The 24,971-nt window shown below is 68.1% G+C and carries 23 protein-coding genes; 10 read left to right on the top strand and 13 right to left on the bottom strand.

Annotated elements, in window-relative coordinates; genetic code table 11:
• The first annotated feature begins 11 nt into the window (after positions 1 to 11).
• Complete coding sequence (gene der, locus GGQ61_RS02865; protein WP_183769799.1) at positions 12 to 1,643, top strand: ribosome biogenesis GTPase Der; 1,632 nt, start codon at positions 12 to 14, stop codon at positions 1,641 to 1,643.
• Here the strand turns inward: der and GGQ61_RS02870 are convergent.
• Genes GGQ61_RS02870 through radA form a run of 5 tightly spaced genes read right to left on the bottom strand, consistent with a single transcriptional unit; the run spans position 1,591 to position 6,895 of the window.
• Positions 1,591 to 2,340, bottom strand: coding sequence for an SDR family NAD(P)-dependent oxidoreductase (locus tag GGQ61_RS02870; protein WP_183769800.1), 750 nt, complete (start codon positions 2,338 to 2,340; stop codon positions 1,591 to 1,593). The two genes, der and GGQ61_RS02870, sit on opposite strands and share 53 nt — an antisense overlap.
• Complete coding sequence (locus GGQ61_RS02875) at positions 2,333 to 3,355, bottom strand: bile acid:sodium symporter family protein (protein WP_343056000.1); 1,023 nt, start codon at positions 3,353 to 3,355, stop codon at positions 2,333 to 2,335. The genes GGQ61_RS02870 and GGQ61_RS02875 overlap by 8 nt, the downstream gene beginning before the upstream one ends.
• Before the next feature lie 53 nt (positions 3,356 to 3,408).
• Positions 3,409 to 4,902, bottom strand: a complete 1,494-nt coding sequence (purF, locus tag GGQ61_RS02880; RefSeq protein WP_183769801.1) for an amidophosphoribosyltransferase — start codon at positions 4,900 to 4,902, stop codon at positions 3,409 to 3,411.
• Positions 4,899 to 5,522 (bottom strand): CvpA family protein, encoded by a 624-nt coding sequence (locus GGQ61_RS02885; RefSeq protein ID WP_183769802.1) that lies wholly within the window; start codon positions 5,520 to 5,522, stop codon positions 4,899 to 4,901. The genes purF and GGQ61_RS02885 overlap by 4 nt, the downstream gene beginning before the upstream one ends.
• A gap of 5 nt (positions 5,523 to 5,527) precedes the next feature.
• Positions 5,528 to 6,895, bottom strand: coding sequence for a DNA repair protein RadA (gene radA / locus GGQ61_RS02890; protein ID WP_183769803.1), 1,368 nt, complete (start codon positions 6,893 to 6,895; stop codon positions 5,528 to 5,530).
• Between the two features lie 148 nt (positions 6,896 to 7,043).
• On the opposite strand from radA, the gene GGQ61_RS02895 reads away from it, so the two are divergent.
• Positions 7,044 to 8,216: a Yip1 family protein gene (locus tag GGQ61_RS02895; protein WP_183769804.1), complete on the top strand. Its 1,173-nt coding sequence runs from the start codon at positions 7,044 to 7,046 to the stop codon at positions 8,214 to 8,216.
• Here the strand turns inward: GGQ61_RS02895 and alr are convergent.
• The 3 genes from alr to GGQ61_RS02910 all read right to left on the bottom strand — a co-directional run bounded on the left by alr (position 8,213) and on the right by GGQ61_RS02910 (position 13,378).
• Positions 8,213 to 9,304: an alanine racemase gene (alr, locus tag GGQ61_RS02900; protein WP_183769805.1), complete on the bottom strand. Its 1,092-nt coding sequence runs from the start codon at positions 9,302 to 9,304 to the stop codon at positions 8,213 to 8,215. The genes GGQ61_RS02895 and alr overlap by 4 nt on opposite strands.
• A 79-nt stretch (positions 9,305 to 9,383) precedes the next feature.
• Entirely contained in the window at positions 9,384 to 10,874 is a 1,491-nt protein-coding gene (locus GGQ61_RS02905) for a replicative DNA helicase (protein ID WP_183769806.1), read from the bottom strand.
• 155 nt (positions 10,875 to 11,029) lie between these two features.
• A complete protein-coding gene (locus GGQ61_RS02910) occupies positions 11,030 to 13,378 on the bottom strand; it encodes a TonB-dependent receptor plug domain-containing protein (RefSeq protein WP_343056001.1) in 2,349 nt (782 codons plus the stop codon).
• Positions 13,379 to 13,668: 290 nt separating this feature from the next.
• Between GGQ61_RS02910 and GGQ61_RS02915 the strand changes: the two genes are divergently transcribed.
• The 6 genes from GGQ61_RS02915 to GGQ61_RS02940 all read left to right on the top strand — a co-directional run bounded on the left by GGQ61_RS02915 (position 13,669) and on the right by GGQ61_RS02940 (position 19,626).
• Positions 13,669 to 14,310 (top strand): DUF4129 domain-containing protein, encoded by a 642-nt coding sequence (locus GGQ61_RS02915; protein ID WP_183770580.1) that lies wholly within the window; start codon positions 13,669 to 13,671, stop codon positions 14,308 to 14,310.
• The gene (locus tag GGQ61_RS02920; RefSeq protein WP_183769808.1) at positions 14,307 to 15,524 is read left to right on the top strand and encodes a DUF4350 domain-containing protein; all 1,218 of its coding nucleotides are present in this window, start codon (positions 14,307 to 14,309) and stop codon (positions 15,522 to 15,524) included. Before GGQ61_RS02915 ends, GGQ61_RS02920 begins: the two co-directional genes overlap by 4 nt.
• A complete protein-coding gene (locus tag GGQ61_RS02925) occupies positions 15,511 to 16,467 on the top strand; it encodes an AAA family ATPase (protein ID WP_183769809.1) in 957 nt (318 codons plus the stop codon). Before GGQ61_RS02920 ends, GGQ61_RS02925 begins: the two co-directional genes overlap by 14 nt.
• Before the next feature lie 68 nt (positions 16,468 to 16,535).
• Positions 16,536 to 17,774: a DUF58 domain-containing protein gene (locus GGQ61_RS02930; protein WP_343056002.1), complete on the top strand. Its 1,239-nt coding sequence runs from the start codon at positions 16,536 to 16,538 to the stop codon at positions 17,772 to 17,774.
• Positions 17,771 to 18,766 carry a stage II sporulation protein M gene (locus GGQ61_RS02935; RefSeq protein ID WP_343056003.1) on the top strand — a complete coding sequence of 332 codons (996 nt, stop codon included), beginning with the start codon at positions 17,771 to 17,773 and terminating at the stop codon, positions 18,764 to 18,766. Before GGQ61_RS02930 ends, GGQ61_RS02935 begins: the two co-directional genes overlap by 4 nt.
• The gene (locus tag GGQ61_RS02940; protein ID WP_183769811.1) at positions 18,763 to 19,626 is read left to right on the top strand and encodes an RDD family protein; all 864 of its coding nucleotides are present in this window, start codon (positions 18,763 to 18,765) and stop codon (positions 19,624 to 19,626) included. Before GGQ61_RS02935 ends, GGQ61_RS02940 begins: the two co-directional genes overlap by 4 nt.
• A 4-nt stretch (positions 19,627 to 19,630) precedes the next feature.
• On the opposite strand, the gene GGQ61_RS02945 is transcribed toward GGQ61_RS02940, so the two are convergent.
• The 5 genes from GGQ61_RS02945 to GGQ61_RS02965 form a co-directional block, all read right to left on the bottom strand.
• A complete protein-coding gene (locus GGQ61_RS02945; protein WP_183769812.1) occupies positions 19,631 to 20,422 on the bottom strand; it encodes a YciC family protein in 792 nt (263 codons plus the stop codon).
• A gap of 142 nt (positions 20,423 to 20,564) precedes the next feature.
• Positions 20,565 to 21,149, bottom strand: a complete 585-nt coding sequence (rplI, locus tag GGQ61_RS02950) for a 50S ribosomal protein L9 (RefSeq protein ID WP_183769813.1) — start codon at positions 21,147 to 21,149, stop codon at positions 20,565 to 20,567.
• Between the two features lie 13 nt (positions 21,150 to 21,162).
• On the bottom strand, positions 21,163 to 21,435 hold the full coding sequence (rpsR, locus tag GGQ61_RS02955; RefSeq protein ID WP_183769814.1) for a 30S ribosomal protein S18: 273 nt from the start codon (positions 21,433 to 21,435) through the stop codon (positions 21,163 to 21,165).
• Positions 21,436 to 21,452: 17 nt separating this feature from the next.
• Complete coding sequence (rpsF, locus tag GGQ61_RS02960; RefSeq protein WP_183769815.1) at positions 21,453 to 21,815, bottom strand: 30S ribosomal protein S6; 363 nt, start codon at positions 21,813 to 21,815, stop codon at positions 21,453 to 21,455.
• Positions 21,816 to 22,010: 195 nt separating this feature from the next.
• Complete coding sequence (locus GGQ61_RS02965; protein WP_183769816.1) at positions 22,011 to 22,556, bottom strand: peroxiredoxin; 546 nt, start codon at positions 22,554 to 22,556, stop codon at positions 22,011 to 22,013.
• 217 nt (positions 22,557 to 22,773) lie between these two features.
• On the opposite strand from GGQ61_RS02965, the gene cpaB reads away from it, so the two are divergent.
• A complete protein-coding gene (gene cpaB, locus GGQ61_RS02970) occupies positions 22,774 to 23,619 on the top strand; it encodes a Flp pilus assembly protein CpaB (RefSeq protein WP_183769817.1) in 846 nt (281 codons plus the stop codon).
• Between the two features lie 23 nt (positions 23,620 to 23,642).
• Complete coding sequence (locus GGQ61_RS02975; protein ID WP_183769818.1) at positions 23,643 to 24,956, top strand: type II and III secretion system protein family protein; 1,314 nt, start codon at positions 23,643 to 23,645, stop codon at positions 24,954 to 24,956.
• Positions 24,957 to 24,971: the final 15 nt, after the last annotated feature.

The raw sequence follows: 24,971 nt of genomic DNA on the forward strand, positions 1-24,971 counted from the left end.
GCTGACTTAAAATGCCTATGCGGCTCGCTATCGTCGGACGGCCCAATGTCGGCAAGTCGACATTGTTCAACCGGCTGGCGGGCAAGAAACTCGCGATCGTCGACGATCAGCCCGGCGTCACCCGCGACCGGAAATTCGCGGTCGGCCGGATCGGTGACATCGACCTGGAGCTGATCGACACCGCCGGCTTCGAGGACGTCACCGACGACAGCCTCGAATCGCGCATGCGCCAGCAAACCGTGACCGCCATCGAAGAGGCGGACGTGGCGCTGTTCGTCATCGACGCCCGCGACGGCGTGACGCCGATGGACGAGGTGTTCGCCGAGCTGCTGCGCAAGCACGACAAACCGGTGATCCTGGCCGCCAACAAGGCCGAGAGCAAAGCGTCGGAAATCGGGGTCAACGAGGCCTTCGGCCTGGGCCTCGGCGAGCCGGTGGCGATCTCGGCCGAGCATGGCGAAGGCATGGCCGACCTTTATCAGGCGCTGCTGGCTGTCTGGCCTGAGGTCGACGACGAGCACGAGGACGAGGACGGCGAAAAGCCGATCCGCATCGCCATCGTCGGCCGGCCGAACGCCGGCAAGTCGACCCTGGTCAACAAGATGATCGGCGAGGACCGGCTGCTGACCGGCCCCGAGGCCGGGATTACGCGCGACGCCATCCCCGTCGATTGGACGTGGGAAGGTCGCCCCGTGCGGCTGGTCGACACCGCCGGCCTGCGGCGCAAGGCCAAGGTTCAGGAAAAGCTCGAGAAGCTGTCCACCGGCGACACCATCCGTGCGATCACCTTCGCCGAGGTAGTGATCCTGGTGATGGACGCCACGCACCCGTTCGAGATCCAGGACCTGCAGATCGCCGACCTAGTCGAACGCGAAGGGCGCGGCCTGGTCTACTGCCTGACCAAGTGGGACCTCATCGAAGACCAGGGCGCGACCCTGAAGGAACTCACCGAGGAAGCTGGACGGCTGCTGCCGCAGCTGCGCGGCTCTCCGGTCGTGGCGCTGTCGGCCGAGACCGGACGGCACCTGGACCGGCTGATGCCGGCGGTGTTCAAGGTGCACGGCGACTGGTCGACTAAGGTGAAGACCCGCGACCTGAACGACTGGCTGAAAATGGCGCTTGAACGGCATCCACCGCCCGCCGTCGGCGGCCGCCGCGTGAAGCCTAAGTACATGGCGCAGATCAAGGCGCGCCCGCCGACCTTCGTGCTGTTCGCCAGCCGGGCGGACCAGCTGCCGGACCACTATCGTCGCTACCTGATCAACTCGCTGCGCGAGAGCTTCGACATGCCGGGCGTGCCCATGAGGCTGACCGTCAAGTCGAACAAGAACCCCTACGCCGAGGGCGAGGAGAAGGGCGGCCCGGCGCCGCGCTCGTCCGTGCCGACCTTCGCCCCCAAGCTGGGCAAGAAGGTGGTGACTCCCAAGGGAGTGGCGGCCGTGCGCGCCAAGGCCGCGGGTGCGCTGGCGGAGGCAGAGATGCCGAAGCCCAAGGTCAAGCCGAAGACCAAGCAGGTCGCGCCCGGCAAGCCGAAGGTCGGCGCGGGCCCCACGCCGAAGGGCCGCGCCGCCAAGCTGAACCGTCCGGGGGTCAAGCCGAAGCGAGCGTCCCGGCCGACTTCCACGCGTCGAAGCGGACGTTAGTCTTCGGCAGGCCCAGGTTCGCCTGGGCCAGTTCCACGATCAGCGGACCGATCTCCGACGGGTGCGGCAGGTCCATCGGATCCTCGCCGGGCATGGCCTCGGCGCGCATCTTCGTGCGCATGGCGCCCGGATCGATCAGGGCGGCGCGGACAGACGTGTTCTCGAGTTCATCGGCCCAGGTGCGCACCAAGTGTTCGACGGCGGCCTTGGTCGCGCCGTACGCGCCCCAGAACGCCTTCGGGCGCTCGACACGGCCGGAGGTGAAGAACAGGCCGCGGCCGGCGTCGGATTCGCGCAGCAGCCGCTCGGTCGAACGGATCAGGCGGTAGGTCGCCGTGAGGTTGGCGCTCACCACCCGATCCCAGATCGGCGGGTCGATGTGGGAGACCGGCGTCAGGCCGCCGAGGATCGCCGCGGCGTGCACGAGGATGTCCAGGCGCTGGAAGCGCTGGTGGATCGCCAGGCCCAGGCCGTCGATGTCGTCGCCCTTCAGCAGGTCCAGCGGCACCAGTGTGGCCGGCTTGCCCGTGGCTTCCTTGATTTCATCGTCAAGCGATTCCAGCGCGCCTTGGTTGCGCCCCACCGCGATGACGTGAGCGCCGGCCTTGGCGAGCGCCAGGGCGCATTCGCGGCCGATGCCGCGGGTCGCGCCGGTCACCAGCGCGATGCGGCCGTCGAGGGGGGGGGACTCAGTCATGACTTGGCTCTTGAAGCGGACGTTGGGCGTAGCGCTGCGCCAGCACGGCGCAGAGCATGAGTTGGAACTGGTGGTACAGCATCACCGGCAGAAGCACGAACCCTACCGTGGCGGCGGGAAACAGCACGCCGGCCATCGGCACCCCGGCCGCCAGGCTCTTGTTGCAGCCGGCGAAGGCGATGGCGATCTCGTCCTCCTTGGGGAAGCCTCGGACGCGGGCGATCCAGATCATGAAGCCCAGCGAGATCGCCAGCAGCGCCAGACAGACGAGGATGATGCGGACGAGGTCGAAGGCCGAGACCTTCGACCATATGCCGGCGACCACCGCGCCTGAGAAGGCGTTGTAGACGACCAGCAGGATCGAGAACTTGTCGACTAGGCCCAGCGGCTTGGCGTGGCGCGAAATCCAGCCGCCGATCCAGCGGCGCAGCACCTGGCCGGCGAGGAATGGGGCCAGCAGCTGCAGGAGGATCGCCTCGAAGGACGACAGCGACAGGCCGCCGCCCTCGGCGCCGAGCAGCAGCCCGACCAGCAGCGGGGTGATGAACATGCCCAGCAGATTCGAGACCGAGGCCCCGCAGACCGCGGCGGCGACGTTGCCCTTGCCGATGGCGGTGAAGCCGATCGCCGACTGGATCGTCGAAGGCAGGCAGGCCAGGTAGATCAAGCCGGGCGCCAGCGCGGCCGGTACGATCCAGCCCGGCAGCGCCGAGGCGCCGAGGCCGATCAGCGGCCAGAGCACGAAGGTGGTCGCCAGAACCAGGCCGTGCAGGCGCCAATGCAGAAGGCCCTTGATCACTGCCTCCTGGCTGAGCTTGGCCCCGTGCAGGAAGAACACCAGGGCGATGCCGGCCTTGGTCAGGTCCGAGACGACGGGCGCGGCGGCGCCGCGCGCCGGGAGGATGGAGGCGAGCACCACCATCCCGACGATTGCGGCGATATACCAATCCAGGCCGAGGGACTTCAGCCGGCCCTGGAGGCTGGTGCGCGCAACGGCGGCCTTGGCGTCAGTCACGCCTCAACTCTTTGCGTAGGAGCCTTTCCCGGAGGAAAGGCTGCAATCGCCGCTCACGCGTCGACCAGGAACGATAGCTGACGGTCGGCGCCGTCGTTGCGTCCCTCGGCGATCTCGCGATCCAGCAGGCGGGTCGGATAGTCGCCGGTGAAGTAGTGGTCGGTGAACTGCGGGTTGGCCGGATCGCGCGGAGCGGCCTGCATCGCCTCGTAGAGGCCTTCGACCGACAGATAGCCCATCGAGTCGACGTCGAGGATCTTGGCGATCTCCTCGACCGACTTGTTGGCGGCGAGCAGGTGCTCGCGGTCGGGCATGTCGATGCCATAGTAGTCCGGCCATTTGATCGGCGGCGAGGCCGAGCGCAGGTGGACCTCGGCGGCGCCGGCCTCGCGGACCATGCGCACGACGCGGACGGAGTTGGTGCCGCGGACGATGGAGTCGTCGATCAGCATTACCCGCTTGCCGGCCAGGACGTTGCGGTTCGGCGAGAGCTTCATGCGCACGCCCAGCTCGCGGGCGCCCTGGGTCGGCTGGATGAAGGTGCGGCCGACATAGTGATTGCGGATGATGCCCATTTCGAAGGGCACGCCGGTTTCCTGCGAATAGCCGAGCGCGGCCGGCACGCCGGAGTCCGGCACCGGCACGACGACGTCGACGGGCACGTGACTTTCCTGGGCCAGGCGACGGCCCATGCGCTTGCGCACGTCGTAGACCGAGCGGCCGTTCACGACCGAGTCCGGACGGGCGAAGTAGACGTACTCGAAGATGCAGGGACGCGCGCGGGCCGCTGGGAACGGCTTCATGCTGCGGATGCCCTTGTAGTCGATGACCACCATCTCGCCGTGCTCGACGTCGCGAACGAACTTGGCGCCGATCATGTCGAGGGCGCAGGTCTCGGAAGCCAGGACCGGCTTGCCGTCGAGGTCGCCCAGCACCAGCGGGCGGATGCCCAGCGGGTCGCGGACGCCGATCAGCTTCTTATTGGTCAGGGCCACGAGGGCGTAGCCCCCTTCGATCTTGGTGAGCGCGTCGACGAAGCGTTCGACGAACTTGGCCTTCCGCGAGCGGGCCAGCAGGTGAAGGATCACTTCCGAGTCCGAGGTCGACTGGAAGATCGCGCCCTCGGCGACCAACTGCTCGCGCAGGGTCAGGAAGTTGGTGAGGTTGCCGTTGTGGGCCAGGGCGACGCCGCCGGCCTCGAGGTCGGCGAACATCGGCTGGACGTTGCGGATAAAGCTGCCGCCCGCGGTCGAATAGCGGGTGTGGCCGATGGCCGAGTGGCCGGGCAGGCGCTCGACCAGATCTGGGCCGGCGAAGGCGTCGCCGACATGGCCCATGTGGCGCTCGGTGTGGAAGCGCTGGCCGTCGAAGACCGCGATGCCGCAGGCCTCCTGGCCGCGGTGTTGGAGGGCGTGCAGACCCAGCGCGGTGACGGCCGCGGCAGCGGCGGTGTCGTAGACGCCGAAGACCCCGCACTCGAGCCGCGGAGTATCGTCGTCAGGATCGCGAAAGGTCGGCTGGCGCCATCGATCTTGATCCTGAGTCATCGGGATTTCTCCACCAGATCGTCGAGCCTGCGTCGTTCGCGCGGGTCATAGCCTTGGGCGTCCGCAGAGTCACCCCGGTCCGTCGCCGAACCTTCACGAACTGCGTCTCCAATCGAAGGCGCAAGTTTACCAGCCATGTCTAAGCCTTTGGGCGCGAAGGCTTTTAGCGCTTTGGCCGCCGCGCTGGTCAGAGGATAAAACGCCGCACCCGTCATCCATCCCGGAACCCGGTCCGGCGGAGTCGCCGCCTGGAAGGCCAGAAGCAGGGCTCCCAGGACCACGAGCGCGCGCACGAGGCCGAATCCGAGACCGATGGTGCGGTCCAGAACGCCCAGTACATGGGTGCTGTGCACGCCGCGCACCATGGCCCCGCCAGTGACGCGCAATGTCGCATAGACCACGACGAAGGCGGCGAGCCCGGCGACCACCGCTCCGGCCCACGGAGGATCCTCGAGCAGGCTGCGGCCAATGGGGGCCGTCCAGCGCAGGCCGAACACCGCGATGACTGCGGCCAGAACGAAGGACAGCGCCCGCACCATCTCGCGGGTCGCGCCGCTGAAGAAGCCGACCGCGGCCGAGATCAGCAGGATCGCCAGGACAATGATGTCGAACCAGGGCAAGCCGGCTACTCCCACTGACATTCGCCGATGCGGCGGATGGCGTCGGCTAGCCGCGTCGCGCCGATGGCCTTCATGGCGCCGCCGCCGTCGAGCCCTTGCGGCCCGAGCACGCGATTGAAGCCGAGCTTGGCGGCCTCCTTCATGCGGGAATCCATGCGGCTGACCGAGCGGATGTCGCCCGACAGCCCGATCTCGCCGAACACCACGCAGTCCTGGGGCAGGGCCTCGTCGAGCGCCGAGGAGGCGAGGGCGGCGGCGGCCGCGAGGTCGGCGGCCGGTTCTGTGACCCGCAAGCCCCCGGCGACGTTCAGATAGACGTCGCGGTCGCCGAGCGAGAGCCCGCATCGGGCCTCGAGTACGGCCAGCACCATCGCCAGACGGCCGGAATCCCAGCCGACGACCGCGCGTCGCGGCGTGCCGTAGGCCGACGGCGCGACCAGGGCCTGGAACTCGACCAGAACCGGGCGCGAGCCCTCAATGCCGGCGAACACCGCGGCGCCGGCGGCCCGCTCGCCCGAGGTGTCGAGGAACAGGGCCGAGGGATTGCGCACCTCGCCGAGGCCGGCGTCGCCCATCTCGAAGACGCCGATCTCGTCGGTGGCGCCGAAGCGGTTCTTGGTCCCGCGCAGGATGCGGAACGGATACCCGCGCTCGCCCTCGAACGTGAGGACGGCGTCGACCATGTGCTCGACCACGCGGGGACCGGCGATGGCGCCGTCCTTGGTGACGTGTCCGACGAGGATCATGGCCACGGACTGCTTCTTGGCCAGCCGCACCAGTTCGCCGGCGGCGGCGCGGACCTGGGTGACCGATCCGGGCGCGGCCTCGTGCGCGTCGCTCCACATGGTCTGGATGGAGTCGATGACGACGAGGTCGAACTTCTCACGCTTCAGGCTGTCGAGGATGTCGCGCAGCGAGGTCTCGGCAGCCAGCCGCACGGGCGCGTCGGCCAGACCCATGCGCTGGGCGCGTCCACGGACCTGCTCGACCGCCTCTTCGCCCGAGATGTATGCGCAGCGCACGCCGCGGCGGGCGGCGTTGGCGGCGACCTGAAGCAGCAGGGTCGACTTGCCGACCCCGGGATCGCCGCCCAGCAGGATGGCCGAGCCAGGCACGACGCCCCCGCCGCAAACGCGGTCGAACTCGTCGACTCCGGTGGAGATCCGGGGCGGGGCGGGGACCTCGTCCTCCAGGCCCTGGAAGTTGACGCCGCGGGCGCGGCTGGCCTTGCTGGGCGCGAGGGCCCCCGGCGGGCGGCTCTGCACCTCTTCGACCAGGGTGTTCCAGGCGCTGCAGGCCGGGCACTGGCCGGCCCACTTACTCTGCACTGCGCCGCAGGACTGGCAGACATAGACAGCGCCGTCGCGGGCCATGCGAACTCCGTGATTCGTAACAAAATCGCAGTCTAGCGATGGTCGCGGTGCAAGTCCGTCGCCCCGAAGTTGGCGTCCGTCGCATGGCGTGAGATAGATTCCCGTTACGCGGGTAGGGCGATAGGTTTTCAAGGGCTGGAGGGGTAAAATGAGCGCAGTTGAACCGGGGTCCGCAACGTCGGGTCTGGTCGAGCGAGTTAAGTCGATCCTGTTGAAGCCGGGCGCGACCTGGGACGTGATCGACACTGAGCCGGCGACGACCGGTGGGTTGTTTCGGAACTATGCAGCCATTCTGGCGCTGATCCCGGCGATCTGCGGCCTGATTGGCGGCGCCGTGATCGGCGGCGCGTTCGGCATCAAGATCCCGATCCTGTTCGGAATCGTCGGCGCGGTGGTCGGCTATGTGCTGAACCTGGCCATGGTCTTCGTCATGGGCCTGATCATCGACGGGCTGGCGCCGTCGTTCGACGGCCAGAAGAATCAGGTCCAGGCGATGAAGGTGGCGGTCTATTCGAGCACCGCCGGCTGGATCGCCGGCGTGTTCGCGCTGATACCGATTGTCGGACTGCTGGCGGTGCTTGGCGCGCTCTATGGGCTTTATCTGCTCTACCTCGGCCTGCCCAAACTGATGAAGGCGCCGCAGGAGAAGGCGTTCGGCTACACGGCCGTCGCCGTCGTCGTTGCGATCGTGCTGTCGATCGCGATCAACGCCGTGTTGGGTGCGATCACCACCTTTGGCCTGGTCGGCATGGGCGCGGCCGGAGCGCTAAGCTCCAACACCGTGCAAATCGGCGACAAGTCGGTGGACCTAGGGAAGCTTGAGGAAGCCTCCAAGCAGATGGAGGCGGCCGCCAAGCAGATCGAGAGCGGCGAGGCGCCGGAGGCCGTGCAGCCCGACGTGTTGAAGGCCTATCTGCCCGAAGGGATAGCTGGTTACGCGCGCACCGAACTGACCACGGGGTCGGGTGGCGCGGCGGGCGTCGCCGGTTCGCAGGCCGAGGGTGTCTACACCAAGGGCGACGCCACGATCCGGCTCAGCGTCACCGACCTGGGCGCGGCCGGCGCCCTGGCGGGCATGGCCAGCGCCTTCAACATGCAGTCGTCCAGCGAGTCGAACGGCAAGTACGAGAAGATCGGCAAGGTCGACGGTCGCATGACCCAGGAATCCTACGACAGCGCCACGCGGCACGGACAGTACAGCGTCCTGGTCGGCGATCGCTTCATGGTCGCCGCCGAAGGCGACGGCGCCAGCGTCGATGATCTGAAGTCGGCGGTGGCGGCGGTCGGCCCGGCCAAGCTGGAAGCCCTGTCGAAAGGCTAGGCCGCGCCGAGATAGACGCGCTCAGCCCGGCCGCCGAGGCGCACGAGGCATTCGTGCGCCACGGTGCCGGCGGCCGTGGCGATATCGTCTATCAGCACGTTGGGGCCCAGCAACTCCACATACTCGCCGATGGCGGCCGGAGACTGGCCGAGGTCGACGCCGATCAGGTCCATGGTGACGATCAGGACCTCGCGGCGCGCGCCGCCGTACCAGGCGTAGCCGCCGCGCTGGGAGGCACGGATGACTCCGTCGGCGTAGCCGGCGCCGACCACGGCCATGCGGATCGGGCGGTCGGCGACGAGGCGCGAGCCGTAGCCGACGATTTCGCCGGGCAGGATGTTCCGGATGTAGAGGATCTTGGCCTCCAGCCGCGCCACCGCCTTGAGCCGTGGATCAGGCCGTTCCTCCGGGCCGCCGCCATAGAGGCTGATGCCAGGCCGGATGATGTCGGCGCGGTAGTCGGGGGCAAGCATGATTCCGGCCGAGGCGGCGAAGCTGGTCCGCGCTTCCGGGAACAGCGGCCGCACCTGATTGAAGCGTTCCAGCTGCAGCGCGTTGCGGGCGTCGGCCGGATCGGTGGCCGAGCCGAGGTGGCTCATCAGCACTTGGACGTCGAGATGGCGCAGGCGGTCGGGCGAGGCGGCGAGGGCCTTGGCCTCGTCCAACGTGACGCCCTGTCGGTTCATGCCTGTGTCGACCTGGAGCGCGATCGGCATACGCCCAACCGAGGCGGCGTAAGTGTTGGCCGCCTCGATCTGGGGCAGGCTTTCCAGCACGGGGGTTAGTCCGGAAGCGGCCAGCCGCGGCCCGTCGCCGGGCAGGAAGCCGTCCAGCACGTAGATCGCCGCGGGACGATCGGGCCCGAGTTCGTCGCGCAGGGCCTCGCCCTCGGAAAGCCGCGCGACGAAAAAGGCGCGGGCCCCCTCGGCCCACAGCCGGCGACCCACCGGGCCGGCGCCGAGGCCATAGCCGTCCGCCTTGATGACGGGCGCGGCGTCGGCCCCGGGGGCGGCGGCGCGCAGGACCGCCAAGTTGTGCGCGAGGGCGTCGAGGTCGATGGTCAGGCGCGCGGGAGGGGAGGAAGACATCGCCAGTCCCATAGCCGAGCCCGGCGGACGGCGCGAGGCCGGGCCTATTCCGATCGGTGAAGAGGGCTTGCCCGACGGGTTAGTCGTCGGACGTGTAGAAGTGGCTGTGCGCCAGGTTGCCGAACTTGGTGATATCTTCGTTGAAGGACAGCTTCACTGTGCCGATCGGGCCGTGACGCTGCTTGGCGATGATCACGTCGGCGGTGCCGCGGACCTTGTCCATCTCCTCCTGCCAGGTCAGGTGCTCGGGCGTGCCTTCGCGCGGCTCGGAGCGGCCGAGGTAGTAGCTCTCGCGGTAGATGAACATGACCATGTCGGCGTCCTGCTCGATAGAGCCCGATTCCCGCAGGTCGGAGAGCTGCGGCCGCTTGTCCTCGCGGTTTTCCACCTGACGGGAAAGCTGCGAGAGCGCGATGACAGGCACGGCCAGTTCCTTGGCCAAGGCCTTCATCGACTGGGTGATCATCGAGACTTCCTGCACCCGGTTGTCGCTCTTGCCGTCGCCGCCCGTGACCAGCTGCAGGTAGTCGATGACGATGAGGTCGAGACCGTGGGTCCGCTTCAGGCGGCGGGCGCGAGCGGCGAGCTTGGCGATGGTGATGCCGCCGGTGGCGTCGATGAACAGCGGCGCGTCCTGGATCTCCAGCGCCGCGTCGCGGATCCGGCCGAATTCCAGGGCGTCGATCTCGCCCTTGCGCAGCTTGTCGCCGGAAACGCCCGAGACTTCGGCGAGCAGACGCATCGCCAGCTGGTCCGCGGACATTTCAAGCGAGAAGAATGCGACGACGCCGCCCGATACGGTCTTGCGGGTGCCGTCCGGCTGCGGTTCCCAGGCATAGTTGCGGGCCACGTCGAAGGCGACGTTACAGGCGAGCGACGTCTTACCCATCGACGGACGGGCCGCCAGGATCAGAAGGTCCGAAGGGTGCAGGCCGCCGATCTTGCGGTCGAGGTCGATCAGACCCGTCGAGATGCCGGCCAGGCCGCCGTCGCGGGCATGGGCCTCGGCCGCCAGGGTGACGGCGCCGTGTACGGCTTCGGAGAACGGCACGAAGCCCTGATTGTTGCCGCCCGATTCAGCCAGGGTGAACAGCTGGGCTTCGGCGGCTTCGATCTGATCGCGCGCGGATCGGTCGGTGTCGCCCTGCTGGGCGGCCAGGGCGATTTCCCCGCCGATGCGGATCAGGTCGCGCCGCAGGGCCAGATCGTAGACCGCGCGGGAGTAATCCGGAGCGTTGGCGGCGGGCGGGGCGCGGTCGACGAGGTCGGCGAGGTAGCGGATGCCGCCGAGTTCCTCAAACGCCGGATCGCGGGTGAACTGCTCGGCCAGCAGGATGGGTTCGGCCAGCTGGCCCTTGCGCACCGCGGATTCGATCGCGGTGAACAACCGCTGGTGAAACGGTTCGTAGAAGTGGCGGGCCTGCAGGAAGTCGCCAAGGCGCTCGAAGGCGGCGTTGTCGTAGAGCAGGACGCCGAGCAGGGCCTGTTCGGCCTCGATGTTCGCCGGCGCATGCGGGATCGCGGCGTCGTTCTGGGCGGGGCGGAGATCGAGTGCGGGAACGATGGACATCGGTTTTACAGATACCTAACCCGGAGGGGGGTGGTCTGCGCCGATGTCAGGGGAACCCACAGGAGAAATGTCGCCCCTGTGGATAGCTGTAGAATGACAGCGGCGCAGGGCCGAGATAGCCCTGCGCCGCGTCAATTCCGGACGTAAGTCTTAGCCTACCACTTGTAGGCCAGGCGGCCGTAGACGAAGCGGCCGTTGAACCCGAACGGCGAGAACGACGAGAACGGCGCAGCCGAGGTCGTGTTCTGGTTCGGGGTGATCTGACGCGGATAGACGTCAAAGACGTTGTCCGCGCCGACCGAGGCGGTCAGGCCGATCGGGAAGGTGTAGCGGGCTTCCAGGTCGACCAGGCCGCGCGTGCCGGTGTGGTTGTCGCCGCTTCCGTCCAGCGCCGCGCCCGGCGAAAGGACGTCGCCATAGATCGTGGTGCGCACGGTCGCGCCCCAGGCTTCGCGGTTCCAGTCGCCCTGCAGGGCCAGCTTGTGCTTCGGCGTGCCGTCCTCGAACCGCATGGTCGCCTGGCGTGCGAACAGCGAGGTCGGGGTCGGCAGGATCGAAGCCTTGGTCACTGGGGTCTTGGTGACATCGACGTCGTTGTAGTTGGCGGCCGCGGTCAGATCGAAGGTCCCGGCCTGTTCGTCGACGATGCGATAGCGCGCCACCACGTCGACGCCCACGGTCTCGGTGTCGACGCCGTTGATGAAGAAGCGGGCCGCCGTCGCGCCAAGCGGCGAGAGCAGATCGTAGATCACACGTGCGTTAGTCCCGGGCGCGGCGGTCGGGCTGCCGGTCAGGGTTTCCGAGAGGACGATGCGGTCCTTCACGTCGATCTTGTAGCCGTCGACGGTCAGTTCGAACGCCCCGCGGCGGAAGACGAAGCCGAGCGCGTAGTTATCGGAGCTCTCGGCCTTCAACGGCTCGGCGCCCAGGGCCCGGGCGACCGGGCTGGTGGCCGGGTAGGTGCCGGTCTCGTACGGGACGTTGTCGATGTAGAGGATCGACGTCGAGGTGAAGTACTGCTGCTGCAGCGCCGGAGCGCGGAAGCCGGTCGAGATGGCGCCGCGGATGGCGAACTCCGGCGTGAACTCGTAGCGCGCCGCGAGCTTGCCGGTCGTGGTGTCGCCGAAGTCGGAATAATCCTCGTAGCGAACCGCGGCCGACAGGGTCAGCTGCTCGGTGACCTTGCCTTCCAGGTCGACATAAACCCCGACGTTGTCGCGATCGACATCCACTTCGTTGGACGGGGTGAAGCCGGTGAAGCCGCGCGAGCCGAACGTCACGCCGGCGACGGGACCGCGGGCGTAGGACGCCACTTCGCCCTGGTTGACCTTGTAGGTTTCCTTGCGGGCCTCGAGGCCGAAAGCGACGTTGAGCGGGCCGGCGAGGCCGACGTCGAATTCACGGCTGAAGTCGGCGCCGAAAACCAGTTGGTCGTAGGTCAGGCCGCCGGCCTGGAACGAGGTCGGCGAGGTGGGGCCGTACGAGGGGTTGATGGTGTTCTGGACCCCGAAGTCGATGTCGTTCTTTCCGTAGACGATATTGAAGTCGGCGTTGAAGCCGCCGATCTGGCCGCGGACGCCAAGGCCGGCGCTGTTGTCCTCGGTGTCGGTCGTCAGATACGGCAGGTAGCCGTTCGGATAGACAGACAGGATGTTCTGCTGGGTGTCGGTCGGCAGGCGGTAGGTGGCGGCGCTGGAGGCGTCGCGATGCTGGTAGCCGTACCAGCCGTAGAGGTCCCAGACGTCGTTCAGCGACTTGCCGGCGTTGGCATAGAACGAGATGTCATCGACGTCGGCGTCGCCGAACCGCGAGGTGATGCGGTTGGGGGTGACGCGCTTGTCGATGTCGCTGCGGTTGGTGTTCTCGCGCGAGCGGTACTCGGCCGACAGCGTCAGGAAGCCGTCGCCAAGGAAGCTCAGGCCCTGCCAGCCGGACACCGTGGTGGTGGCGCCGTCGCTGATGTCGTCCTTGCGACCGTAGTAGCCGTCGAACTTGGTCAAGTACGAGCCGTAGGTCACCGACAGGCCGCCGCCGCTGGCGGCTTCGCGCAGGCGCATGTTGATCACGCCGGCGATGGCGTCCGAGCCGTACTGGGCCGAGGCGCCGTCACGCAGCACTTCGATGCGGTCGATGGCCGTGGACGGTATGGCGTTGAGGTCGACCGCGGCCGAGCCGCGACCGACCGAGCCGTTGGTGTTGACGAGCGCGGTGGCGTGACGGCGCGTGCCGTTGACCAGCACGAGGGTCTGGTCCGGGCCCTGGCCGCGCAGAGTCGCGGGGCGGATGGCGTCTGTGCCGTCGGTGTTGGACGGGCGCGGGAAGGTGATGGAGGGGACCGACGTCGCGAGCGCGGTCGCCAGTTCGGTCGTGCCGCGCTGCTGCAGCGCATCGGCGCTGATCACATCCACGGGAGCGAGGGTTTCGAGCCGCGAGCGGCCTTCGGTCCGGGTGCCGGTGACAACTAGCTCTTCGACTTCACCGGCGCCCGTTTGAGCGTAAGCCACGCCAGAAAACAGACTCGCGGCGGAAGTCGCCGCAAGCAGCAGTACGCGATACGTCATTGATATCCCCAGTTTATTTTTCCCGCCATTCGGCGGACGGATTATGGCCCTAGAGAAATGGTAGGAATTGCTGACGGCTTCCGAAAGCACATAATTGCAACGCTTCGCGGAAAACGCTGGGTAGAAGCGGGCCTGCTATGCTCAAGGGTCCGCCCTGATCCACGTCCAAGCTTGGAGTCGACGGCGTCTGATCCTGGCCCTAAACATCAAGGATCGGTTGTTCCGGGGTGGCGATGCAACGAGGCGTGGATGCAGGCGCCCCTGTCGGCAAGGCGGGCGATCCGCTTGCGGCGGCGCATGCGGAGCTGACGAGGGATCGCGGCTTCCAGTTCGACCGCGTCGACTTCCGGCCCCCCAAGATTCCGAAGTGGTTCGAGTGGATCGCCGAGGCGTTCCAGGCGATCGCCCCGCTGCTGAAATGGGTGTTCTGGGTCGGCGTGGCGATCATCGCCACCCTCGTGCTCTACGCGCTGGTGCGGGAGGTCCTGCGCCTGCGGATGCCGGCGGCCAGGCCCAAGACGGTCGCCGCCGAAACGGCCCCCGAATGGCGGCCCGACGCAGCTGCGGCGCGCGACCTGTTGGCCGCCGCCGACGCGCTGGCGGCGCAGGGCCGGTTCGCCGAGGCCGCGCACCTAATCCTGCTGCGCAGCGTCGCGGATATCGAGCGGCGGCGCCCAAGGTCCGTGAGGCCGGCCCTGACTACCCGTGAAATCGCGGGGCTTTCGGCGCTGCCGCCGTCCGCGCGGCCCGCGTTCGCCCAGATCGGCCGAGTGGTCGAGCGCAGCCTGTTTGGGGGCGCGCCCGTGGAGGCGGCCGAATACGCCGAGTGCCGACGCGAGTACGAAGCCTTTGCGCTGCCCGCGGGGTGGCCATGACGGGGGATCGCAGCCGGGCGTTCTCGCCCATGGTGATGCTGGTGCTGGTGCTGGTCGGCTGCGTGTCGCTGGCTGGGCTAGGCCTGCTGGCGGCCTACGAGCCTGAGCTGCGCTCGGGCGACAACGGCCAGGGCCACGCCCTGTCGCGCTCGGCGGTCGGCTTCGCCGCCGTCGCACGGCTTCTAGAAGCCTCGGGAACCCCTGTCGTCATGCGGCGCGGGCCGCTGTCGGCGACGGCCGCCGATGGCCTGTTGGTGCTGACCCCCGGTCCGGGGACGAGCGGTAGTCGGCTTAGCGACATCGAGCATGTCGGTCCCAAGTTGGTCGTCCTGCCCAAGTGGGTGACCATCCCGCATCCCGCCCGTCGCGGCTGGGTCCGCGTCGCTGCGCCGGTTGGCCAGGACGTGGCGCTGAAGGTGATGCCGGCAGCCTGGCGCAGCGGGCTGACCCTGCAGACGGGGGCTGGAACCGCGGCTGTGCGCCTGGCCCGACCAGACGGGCGAGCGGTGGGCGTGCAGCCGTCGATGGAGAACCTGCGAACCCTATCCGGTCCCGGCTGGATCCCCGTCGTGGTGGACGAAGCGGGACGGGGCGTCCTGGTCATGAACGCGAAATCCGGCGTCTATGTCCTCGCCGACCCTGACTTCCTCGACACGGCGGGCTTGAAGAGCCTCGGCGGCGCCCGCGCGGCGGTCGCCATGCTGTCTGTGATCCGCGCCGAGGATACGCCCGTCGTGTTCGATCTGACGCTGCACGGGTTCGAGCGCTCGCTCAATCCGTTGCGCCTGATGCTTGAGCCGCCGCTCCTGGGCGCCACGCTAAGCCTGTTAGTGGCTCTCGCTCTGGTCGGCGTCCAGGCCGCGGTGCGGTTCGGGCCGGCGCGGGCGCAGGCGCGAGCTGTGGCCCTGGGCAAGCTGGCGCTCGCGGACAACACCGCGGGCCTGGTGCGCATGGCCCGCCGCGAGCACCGGATGGCGGCGCCTTATGGCGAGGTGGTGCGAGCAGAGACGGCTCGCGCCGTTGGCGCGCCGCGCGGGCTTGAGGGCGATGAACTTAATCGGGTTCTCGACCGGCTCGGCGCCGCGGGCGGAACGAACTATCGGATTTCGGCCCTGATCGAACGCGCCCGGGCGGCGCGCACCAAGGGCGACCTGATGGAGGTCGCCCGAGACCTCTATCGCTGGAGACAGGAGATGACGCGTGAACGTCGCTGAAGTGAAGGCGCTGGCCGACGACATACGCGCCGAGATCGGCAAGGCGGTCATCGGCCAGGACGCGGCGGTCGATCTGCTGCTGACAGCATTGTTCGCGGGCGGCCACGTACTGCTGGAGGGCCCTCCGGGTACGGCCAAGACGCTGCTGGCCCAAGCCTTCGCCGCGAGCCTTGGGCTCGACTACGGCCGCATCCAGTTCACGCCGGACCTGATGCCCGGCGACATCATCGGCGCCAATCTGTTCAATTTCCAGACCAGCACATTCACCCTGAACCGCGGGCCGGTGTTCTGCGAGCTGCTGCTGGCCGATGAGATCAACCGGACACCGCCGAAGACCCAGGCTGCGCTGCTGGAGGCGATGCAGGAGCGGAGGATCACGATCGACGGGCAGTCGCATGAGCTGAACGCCCGGTTTACGGTCGTGGCGACCCAGAACCCCATTGAGCAGCAGGGAACCTATCCGCTGCCGGAGGCCCAGCTCGACCGTTTCCTATTCAAGCATGTGCTCGACTATCCGACGCGCGACGACGAGCTGGGGATCGTGCTGGGGCATGGTTCGCGTGCCGGCCTGCCGAGTCCTGCCGACCTAGGCGTGAGAAAGGTGCTGGACCGGGCCGGCGTCGACGCGGCGGTCGAAGCGGTCGCCCAGGTGCGCCTGACCGAGGAGGTCGCGGGCTATGTCGTCGACCTGATCCGGGCGACGCGCGAGTCCGCCGACATCGAGACTGGCGCCTCCCCGCGGGCGGGCGCGATGCTCGCGCTCGCGGCGCGGGCGCACGCGGCGCTGGACGGACGCGACTATGTCATTCCTGACGATGTGAAGACGCTTGCGCCGCCGGCGTTGCGCCACCGCGTGATCCTGTCGCCCGCGGCTGAGATCGAGGGGCGGCGCGTGGACCAGGCGTTGGCCGCGCTTGTCGATCAGGTGGCGGCCCCGCGGTGATCTATCCGACGCGACGCGCTGTCCTGGCCGTCGCGGCCGGAGCGCCCCTTGCGCTGATCGCGGGGAGCGTGGCCGAGCCCCTGTGGGCGGTCGGGCTGGTCTGGGCCGGCGGCCTGCTGCTGCTGATGGCGCTCGACGCGATGCTGGGCGGCGCGCGCGACCGTCTGACCCTGGACCCGATTTCCCCGTTGAGCGCAGCGGTGGCGCGGGCGGGCGCAGCGCGGTTCGTCGCGAGGTTCGAAGGGGGGGCGCCGCAAACGATCGAGGCGGCGCTGGCGGCGGGCGAGCGGCTAGGCCTGGAGAGCCGCACGTCGATCGCAGAGGTTCGCGATGGCGCTGCGGAGATCGTCGTCGCCTTCACGCCGCACCGGCGCGGACTGGCTAAGCTGGAGTCCCTGTGGCTTCGCTGGTGTGGGCCCCTGGGCCTGATCTGGAAACAGAAGACCTTCGAGCTCGACTACAATCTGGTCATCACGACGGACCTGCAATGGGTTCACGACGAGGCGGTGCGCCTGTTCGCACGCAACGCGCTGTTCGGAGCCAAGGCGCAGATAGAGGTCGGCGAGGGATCGGAGTTCCACGCCCTGCGCGACTTTCAGGCGGGCATGGATCGCCGCGCCGTCGACTGGAAACAGTCGGCCCGGCACGCTGCGCTGCTCGCCAAGGAATTCCGCACCGAACGCAACCACAACGTGGTCATGGCGGTGGACTGCGGCCGGGCGATGAGTGAGCCGGTGGACGGCGCGCCGCGGATCGACCGGGCGATCCACGGGGCGCTGCTGCTGGCCCACGCGTGCCTACGATCGGGCGACCGGGCGGGGCTCTTCGCCTTTGATTCAGCGCCGCGGCTGTCGACCGGGGCCGTGGGCGGACCGAACGCGTTCATGGTCCTGCAGCAGATGGCCGGGCGCATCGACTACTCCGCCGAGGAGACCAACTACACCTTGGGGCTTTCGGTGCTCGCCGGGGAACTGCAGCGGCGCTCGCTGGTCGTCGTATTCACCGACTTCACCGACCAGACGGCTGCGCAGTTGATGATCGAATCCGTCGGGCGGCTGGTCGGCCGGCACCTCATCATGTTCGTGGTGCTGAAAGACGAGGAACTCGAGGGCATGGTGGCCGCCGAGCCGAAGGCGCCGGAGGACGTCTCCCGCGCCGTGTTCGCCGCCAGTCTGCTGCGCGAGCGCGAGCTGGTGATCTCGCGGCTGCGACGGCTGGGCGTGCATATCGTCGAGACGCCGGCCGATCGGATCGGGCCCGAGGTGATCAACGCCTATCTGGATCTCAAGCGGAGGGACCTTCTGTGAGCTCGGCCCTCAAGAGCCAGCGGTTTCGTGAAGAGCGGGAAGCCGATTGGAAGCGGCTCGAGCGGCTGATGGACCGCGTCGAGAAGCGGTCGGCGGCGAGCCTGACCGACGACGAGTTGCTGGCGATCCCCGTCCTCTACCGCTCCACGCTCTCGGCGCTCAGCGTGGCGCGTGAGACCTCGCTGGACCGCAGCCTGATCGACTATCTGGAGGTGCTGTCGGCGCGGGCCTACTTCTTCGTCTACGGCTCGCGTTCGACCTTGCTGGAGCGGTTGGGCGGGTTCTTCCAAGGGGACTGGCCGGCCGCCGTGCGCAGCGTCTGGCGCGAGACGCTGGCGGCCGCGGCGCTGACGGCCCTGGGCGCGGTCGCCGCCGCACTGCTGATTGCGCACGACGCCCAGTGGTATCACGTGTTCGTCCCTGAGGGCCTCGCCGGAGGTCGCGACCCGGCCGCAGCCACCGAAACTCTGCGTCAGATGCTTTACGACGGCGGAGGCTCGGGCGACGGCCTGTCGGTATTCGCGACCTTCCTGTTCACCCACAACGCCCAGGTGGCGCTGCTGGCCTTCGCGCTCGGCTTCGCGTTCTGCATTCCGAGCCTGATGCTGCTGATCTACAACGGCGCGACGCTGGGGGCCTTCCTGTCCCTCTACTTTAGCCGCGGGCTCGGCTTCGAACTGGGCGGCTGGCTGCTCATCCATGGCGTGACCGAGCTGTTCGCGGTCATGCTGGCGGGAGCCGCCGGAATCCGGGTCGGTTGGAGCCTGGCGTTCCCGGGCGCCCTGTCGCGCCTCGACTCGCTGGCCGCGGCGGGCCGCACGGCGGGGGCGGTGATGGCCGGCGTAGTGGTCATGCTGTTCTTCGCCGGCATTCTGGAGGGCTTCGGCCGCCAGCTGATCAACCATGATCTGATCCGCTACGGCGTGGCGCTCGGGACGGCGCTGCTCTGGGGCGCCTACTTCTACGGCCCGCGCCGGGAGATCGCCTCGTGAGCGACGCCCTCGACAAGGTCACGCGGGCCTTCGTGACGCCCGAGGGCGTCGACCTGCGGCTGCAGATCGGCGACGGCGGGCAGCGGGCGGCGGCCTTCTTCATCGACACGGTGATCATCCTCGCGGCGCTGCTTGGGCTGACCATCCTGGCCATTGCAACCGGCGTGACCAGCGGCGGGCAGACCGGCATGGAAATCGCCGCGGTCATCTGGCTGCTGGTCGCCTTCCTGCTGCGCAACTTCTACTTCACCGCCTTCGAGCTGGGCGCAGCGGCGGCGACGCCCGGCAAGCGGATGCTGGGTCTGCGCGTCGCCGCGCGCGACGGCGGGCGGCTGCGGGCCGAGGCGGTGCTGGTCCGCAACGCCATGCGTGAGCTGGAAGTCTTCATGCCGCTGTCGGTGATCGCCGTGCGCGCCCAGGAGGGCGGCGGCCAAGCCTGGATGTACCTGCTGGGCATGGTCTGGGTGGCGATCTTCGCGTTGTTCCCGCTGTTCAACCGCGACCGGTTGCGGATCGGCGACCTGGTCGGCGGGACCTGGGTCGTGCGCACGCCGCGCCGGGGGCTGGCGCGCGACATGGCGGTCGAGGGTTCGGAGCGGCTGACCCGCTATCCGTTCACGCCCGCGCAGCTCGACGCGTATGGCGAGAAGGAACTGCATGTGCTGGAGGAGGTGATCCGCCGGCGGGACCGGCGCACGGTGCGGGCGGTGGCCGAACGGATCAGCATCAAGATCGGCTGGACCGCGTCGCCCGATCAGGACGACTACGACTTCCTCAGCGCCTACTACGCTGCTCTGCGAGGACGGCTGGAGGGACGGCTGCTGATGGGGCGGCGGCGGCGCGACAAGCACGCCGCCTGACGGATCAGTCGAAGACGGCAGCGAGTTGGGCGGCGCCGACGCCTTCCTTGATCATCCTCAGCTCGTAGTAGATCGACGAAATCCCAGCGGACGTCACGACGCCGGAAATGGCGCCGAGTAGGGCATTGGCGATTGTGGAGGTGATCTGCAGGCCGTTGAGGTCCCCGGCGATCATCGCGGCGGCGACAAAGATCCCACCCAACACGGCCGAGATGACGAAGTAGGCGACGAAGTAGACCACCGAGAGGCCGAAGATCGGCCAGCGGTGTCCGCGGGTGAGATTGCGGCTGCGGCCGAGGGCGCCGAACACCCCTGGGCGTTCCATGACGTAGGCCGGCGTCGCCACGATCCACATCACCGCCAGGATGATGCCGGGCACGATGAGCAGCAGCGTTCCCAGACCGATTCCGAAGCCTGTCACGATCGCCAAGCCGATGATCGGCAGGATGACGCCGTATGATCGGCTGAGCTCGCGGAACGCTGACGGCTTGTCGCCATTCAGAGTGGCGACGGCGACGCGAATGGTCGCGGCCTGAAGCAGCACCGAACCGATCATCAGGGCGATGACGCCCAGTGAGAACACGGGCAGCGCCACGGCGAAGTTCGGCTCGGCGCCAGTTCCGTCGATCGTGCCGCCCAGCAGCGCCTGGCCCCAGCCCATCATCGCCGCCGGCACGCCGGCCAACAGCAAGGCGACGATCGACAGCTCACGAAGATTGGAGCCGACAACACGGAGGGTGTTCGAGACCACCCGTCCGAAGTCGAAACTTGCGCTGGTCGCTTGCGCTGCGGTCATGCCTTCCCCCCGTCGGTCGTGGCCGAGCAGAACATCATGGCGCGTGCAGGGTTGGAACTACATTCTTGAGTGCAGTTCAAAAGAAACGGCGCGGATCCGAAGACCCGCGCCGCTCCTGAAGTCTTAGGACTGCGTCCGGCGATTAGTGGTCGCCGTATTCGCCGTCCTGTTGGCCAGCGCCGCCTTCCAGCATGTCCTGGGCGGCTTGCTCATCGGCCGCGCGATCTTCCTCGAACTGCGAGGCGATCACGTTTTCACCGCGGGCTTGGCGCTCGGCCTCGTCCTGGCTGCGGGCGATGTTGATGTTGACGCTTACCGTCACTTCCGCGTGCAGGCGAACCTTCACGGGGTGGACGCCAAGGGTCTTGATCGGCTTGTCGAGAACGACCATCGAGCGGTCAATCTTGCCGCCTTCGGCGTTGACCATGTCGGCAACGTCGCGACCCGAAACCGAACCGTAAAGCTGGCCGGTCTCGCCCGCCTGACGGATCAGGATGTACGAGGTGCCGTCCAGGGACTCGCCAGCCTTGCCGGCGGCGTCCTTGGCCTTCTGGTTGCGGACTTCGATCTCGGCGCGTTGCGCTTCGAAGACCTTGAGGTTGGCGGCGGTGGCGCGCAGGGCCTTCTGACGAGGCAGGAGGTAGTTGCGGGCGTAGCCGTCCTTGACGGTGACGACATCGCCGAGGCCGCCACGGCCTTCGACGCGTTCGAGCAGAACAACTTTCATGTGTCGGTCCCCCTTACTTCACGACGTAGGGCAGGAGGGCGAGGAAGCGAGCGCGCTTGATGGCGCGAGCCAGTTCGCGTTGCTTCTTGGCCGACACCGCGGTGATACGCGACGGCACGATCTTGCCGCGCTCGGAGACGTAGCGCTGCAGCAGCTTCACGTCCTTGTAGTCGATCTTCGGAGCGTTGGCGCCCGAGAACGGGCACACCTTGCGGCGGCGGAAGAACGGGCGGCGGGCGCCGCCAGCGGCGGGGGCCGACGGAGCGGCGGAGGTTTCGTCAGTCATGGTGATCCCTCCCTTTCTTAGCTTTGGAATTCTTCACGGCGCGGTTCGCGTTCGCGATCGCGGCGAGCCAGAACCGGGGAGAGCTCAAGGTCGAGTTCCTCGACGCGAACGGTCAGGGTGCGCAGAACGTCTTCGTTCAGGCCCAGCTGACGCTCCATCTCCTTCACCGCCGCCGGGGGGGCGTCGATGGCGAGCAGGGAGTAGTGCCCCTTGCGGTTCTTCTTAATGCGGTAGGTCAGGTTGCGCAGACCCCAGTACTCGATCTTCGCGACGGAGCCGCCGCCTTCTTCGATCAGAGCCTTGATTTGGTCGTTGAGGGCTTCAGCCTGTTGCGGCGAGATGTCCTGCCGCGAAATAACAACGTGCTCGTAGAGCGCCATATTTCCTTTTCCCATTTGGAGGGCGGCGCGCCCGACACCGGGTAAGTGTCGGAAACGATGGCTCTTGTGGCGCGGCGACCGGGAGTTTCCCGATCCTTTCGCGTTCCGGCCCAAGACCGCCTTCCGTGAAGAGGCGGGCTAGTACGGGAAAAGCGGTTGCAGGGCAAGGCTTTTCCCGTGCGGCAGCCCCTTAGGCTACTTCGGGTTCTTGGCCCGCCACGCCTTCACCGCGCTGAGGGTCTCGGTAACGTGGTCATTGGCCTTCATGTCCGAATAGGCGTGGATCACTTGGCCGGACGGCGAGATCACGTAAGAGGTGCGGCTCGACCAGCCGGGCTTGACCGCCAGGCTGGCGTCATAGGTGGCGGCGATCTTGGCGCTAGGGTCGGCGGCGACCGGGAACTTGCCCGAGCACTTTTCGGTGTCGGCCGAGAACGACGCCAGCTTGTCGAGGTTGCCGGCGGTGACGCCGATGACGGTGGCGCCCTGCGCCTTGAACTGATCGATCGATTCCGCGAACAGGCGGGCCTCGAGGTTGCACCCAGCCGTCTCCGCAGCCGGGAAGAAGTAGAGCACCACCGGGCCGTTCTTGCGGGCCTGGGCCATTGAAAAGGTTATCGGCTTGCCGGCCTGAAAGCCCTGGGCGGTGAAGTCAGGGGCCTTTGCGCCCTCCTTCAGCGCCGCGAAGGCGGGGGTGGCGGCGAGCGCCGCGAGGGCGGCGGCGAGGGCGAGACGGCGCATGTGGGATCCTCCGGAATCCGTTATACTATAGGCGGCCGGCGCCAGCTTGTCTGCGCGCCGAATGGCGCGCGCGCCTCATCGAACGTTGGTCGATTCAGGCTTGGCTTTAGTTGACGCGGTGTTGACCGTCTTTGTTACGGTTATCGAAACAGCGGGCCCCCTAACTCATTGATGTTGCGTAGCATCCAGGGGTGGGGCGATGCGTGTTGGGACTTTGGTGAGCTTGGGCGCGTCGGCCGCGCTTGGGCTGGGGGCGCTGTTCGTGGCGAAGGTGGCCCTGCCGGCGCACGGCAATGTCGCCTCCGCCGCGGCTCCCGCGCCAGTCGTAAGCGGCGTGCCGGTCGTGGTCGCCGCCAAGGACATCAAGTACGGCGAGCGCCTGGACGCCAGCCACCTCAAGCTCGTTCAAGTTCCGCGCGATGCCGCGCCTGCGGGCGCCTTCGCCACGCTCGACCAGGTGCTGGCCCAGGACCATGGCGGCGCGCCGGTCGCGCTGTCGCCGATCCTGGCGCGCGAACCCCTGCTGCCGACCAAGCTCAGCGGACCCGGCGCACGGCCCTCCGTCGCCGCCGAGATCGGGCCGGGAATGCGCGCCTATACGATCGGCGTTTCAGATGTCTCCGGCGTCGGCGGTCATGCGCTGCCCGGCGACCGCGTCGACGTGGTGCTGATGCGCAATCTGTCGGACGACGACACGCACAAGATGCTGCAGGCCGAGGTGGTGATCCAGAACGTGCGCGTGCTGGGCGTCGACCTCAACGCCGACCCGACCTCGAACAAGCCTGAGGCGCCGAGCACTGCGACTCTGGAGGTTAGCGTCCGCGACGCCCAGAAGCTGGCGGTCGCCGCCGACCTCGGCTCGCTGTCGCTGGCGCTGCGGGCGGTCGGTCAGGCAGAGGTCGAGCCGGCCGCGCCTGTCGGCGCGCGCGAGGTGGTCGGCGGTGCGCCGCGGGCCGCCGCGACCGCCAGGCCCTGGCGGGCGCCGCAGTCCGGCGGCGGCACGGGCCGTTCGCTGATCACCATCGTCGAGGGGGAGGGCGGGGCCAAGCACCCCGGCGAGTGACCCCTATGAAGAGCGTCCATCCGATGTCGCGTGTGATCCTGGCCGTCCTGACCTGTCTATTGGGGCTTGGCTGCCTGCCGGCCCAGGCCGAGACCTTCGTCAGTGAAGCCGTGCGCAGTCGCACGATCAACGTGCCGAAGAACAAGTCGCTTTCGTTTCGGCTGGATGGTCCGGCCTCAAAGATCGTGGTCGCTCAACCCGACACCGCGCAGATCGTGGCCACCACGGATCGCAGCTTCTATGTGCGCGGCAAGGCGTTGGGCGCCACGAACCTGTTGATCTACGGCCAGGGCGGCGCGCTGCAGGAGGTCGTCGACGTGCGCGTCGGCTATGACGCCGAGGCGCTGCAGGCCGATTTGGCGGCCGCCATCCCCGGCGAGGTCATCAAGGTTCGGAACCTGGGCGAGGGCCTACTGCTGACCGGCGAGGTCTCGACGACCGCCGTCGCCGCCAAGGCCAAAACGCTCGCCGACAAGTTCGCCCCGGAAAACGTCACCAGCGCCCTGACCGTCCGCGCCTCGCAGCAGGTGATCCTGGAAGTCCGAGTGCTGGAGGCCGGGCGTTCGGACCTGAAGGACGTCGGATTCAACATCACCGCCACCGACGGGATCAACTTCGCGCTGGCCAGCGGTTCGGGCCTGATCGGCCCCAGCACGCCGCAGGGCGCGCTGCAGGTCCGGGGCTCGATCGGCTCGGTGGACATCGATCTGATGCTGCAGGCGTTGGAGGAAAAGGGCGTGGTCCGCACCCTGGCCCGCCCGAACCTGGTCGCGCTGTCGGGCCAGAAGGCGAGCTTCCTGGCCGGCGGCGAGTTTCCATTCCCGGTGCCGAACGGCCGCGACACGGTGACGATCGAGTTCCGCCAGTTCGGGGTGAAGCTCGACTTCGAGCCGGTCGTCCAGGACAACGGGCTGATCCGGCTGCTGGTCGCGCCCGAGGTCAGCGCCCTCGACAACAGCGCCAACCTGCGTCTGAACGGCATGGAAGTGCCGTCGCTGACGGTGCGGCGCGCGGCGACGACGGTGGAGCTGAAGTCCGGCGAGAGCTTCGCGGTCGCGGGACTTTTCCAGCAGGACTACAGCAACGCCGTCCGACAGTTGCCGGGGATCGGGCAGGTGCCGGTGATCGGCGCGCTGTTCCGCTCGGCCCGTTGGAAGCGTCACGAAACCGAACTGGTCATTATCATTACGCCGCGCCTCGCCACCGCCAACGATCTGACCGGCGACACGCGGATCATGGCTGGCCGTGAAACCAATCCAATCGACCTGATCCTGATGGGCATGTCGCTGGACAAGCCGCTGTCGGCGCCGGTCGGCGCCGGCCCGGCTGGACAGTAAACGCGTGAGTTCGAG

Origin of the sequence: Phenylobacterium haematophilum (genome assembly GCF_014196295.1) — a bacterium.
Lineage (GTDB): Bacteria > Pseudomonadota > Alphaproteobacteria > Caulobacterales > Caulobacteraceae > Phenylobacterium > Phenylobacterium haematophilum.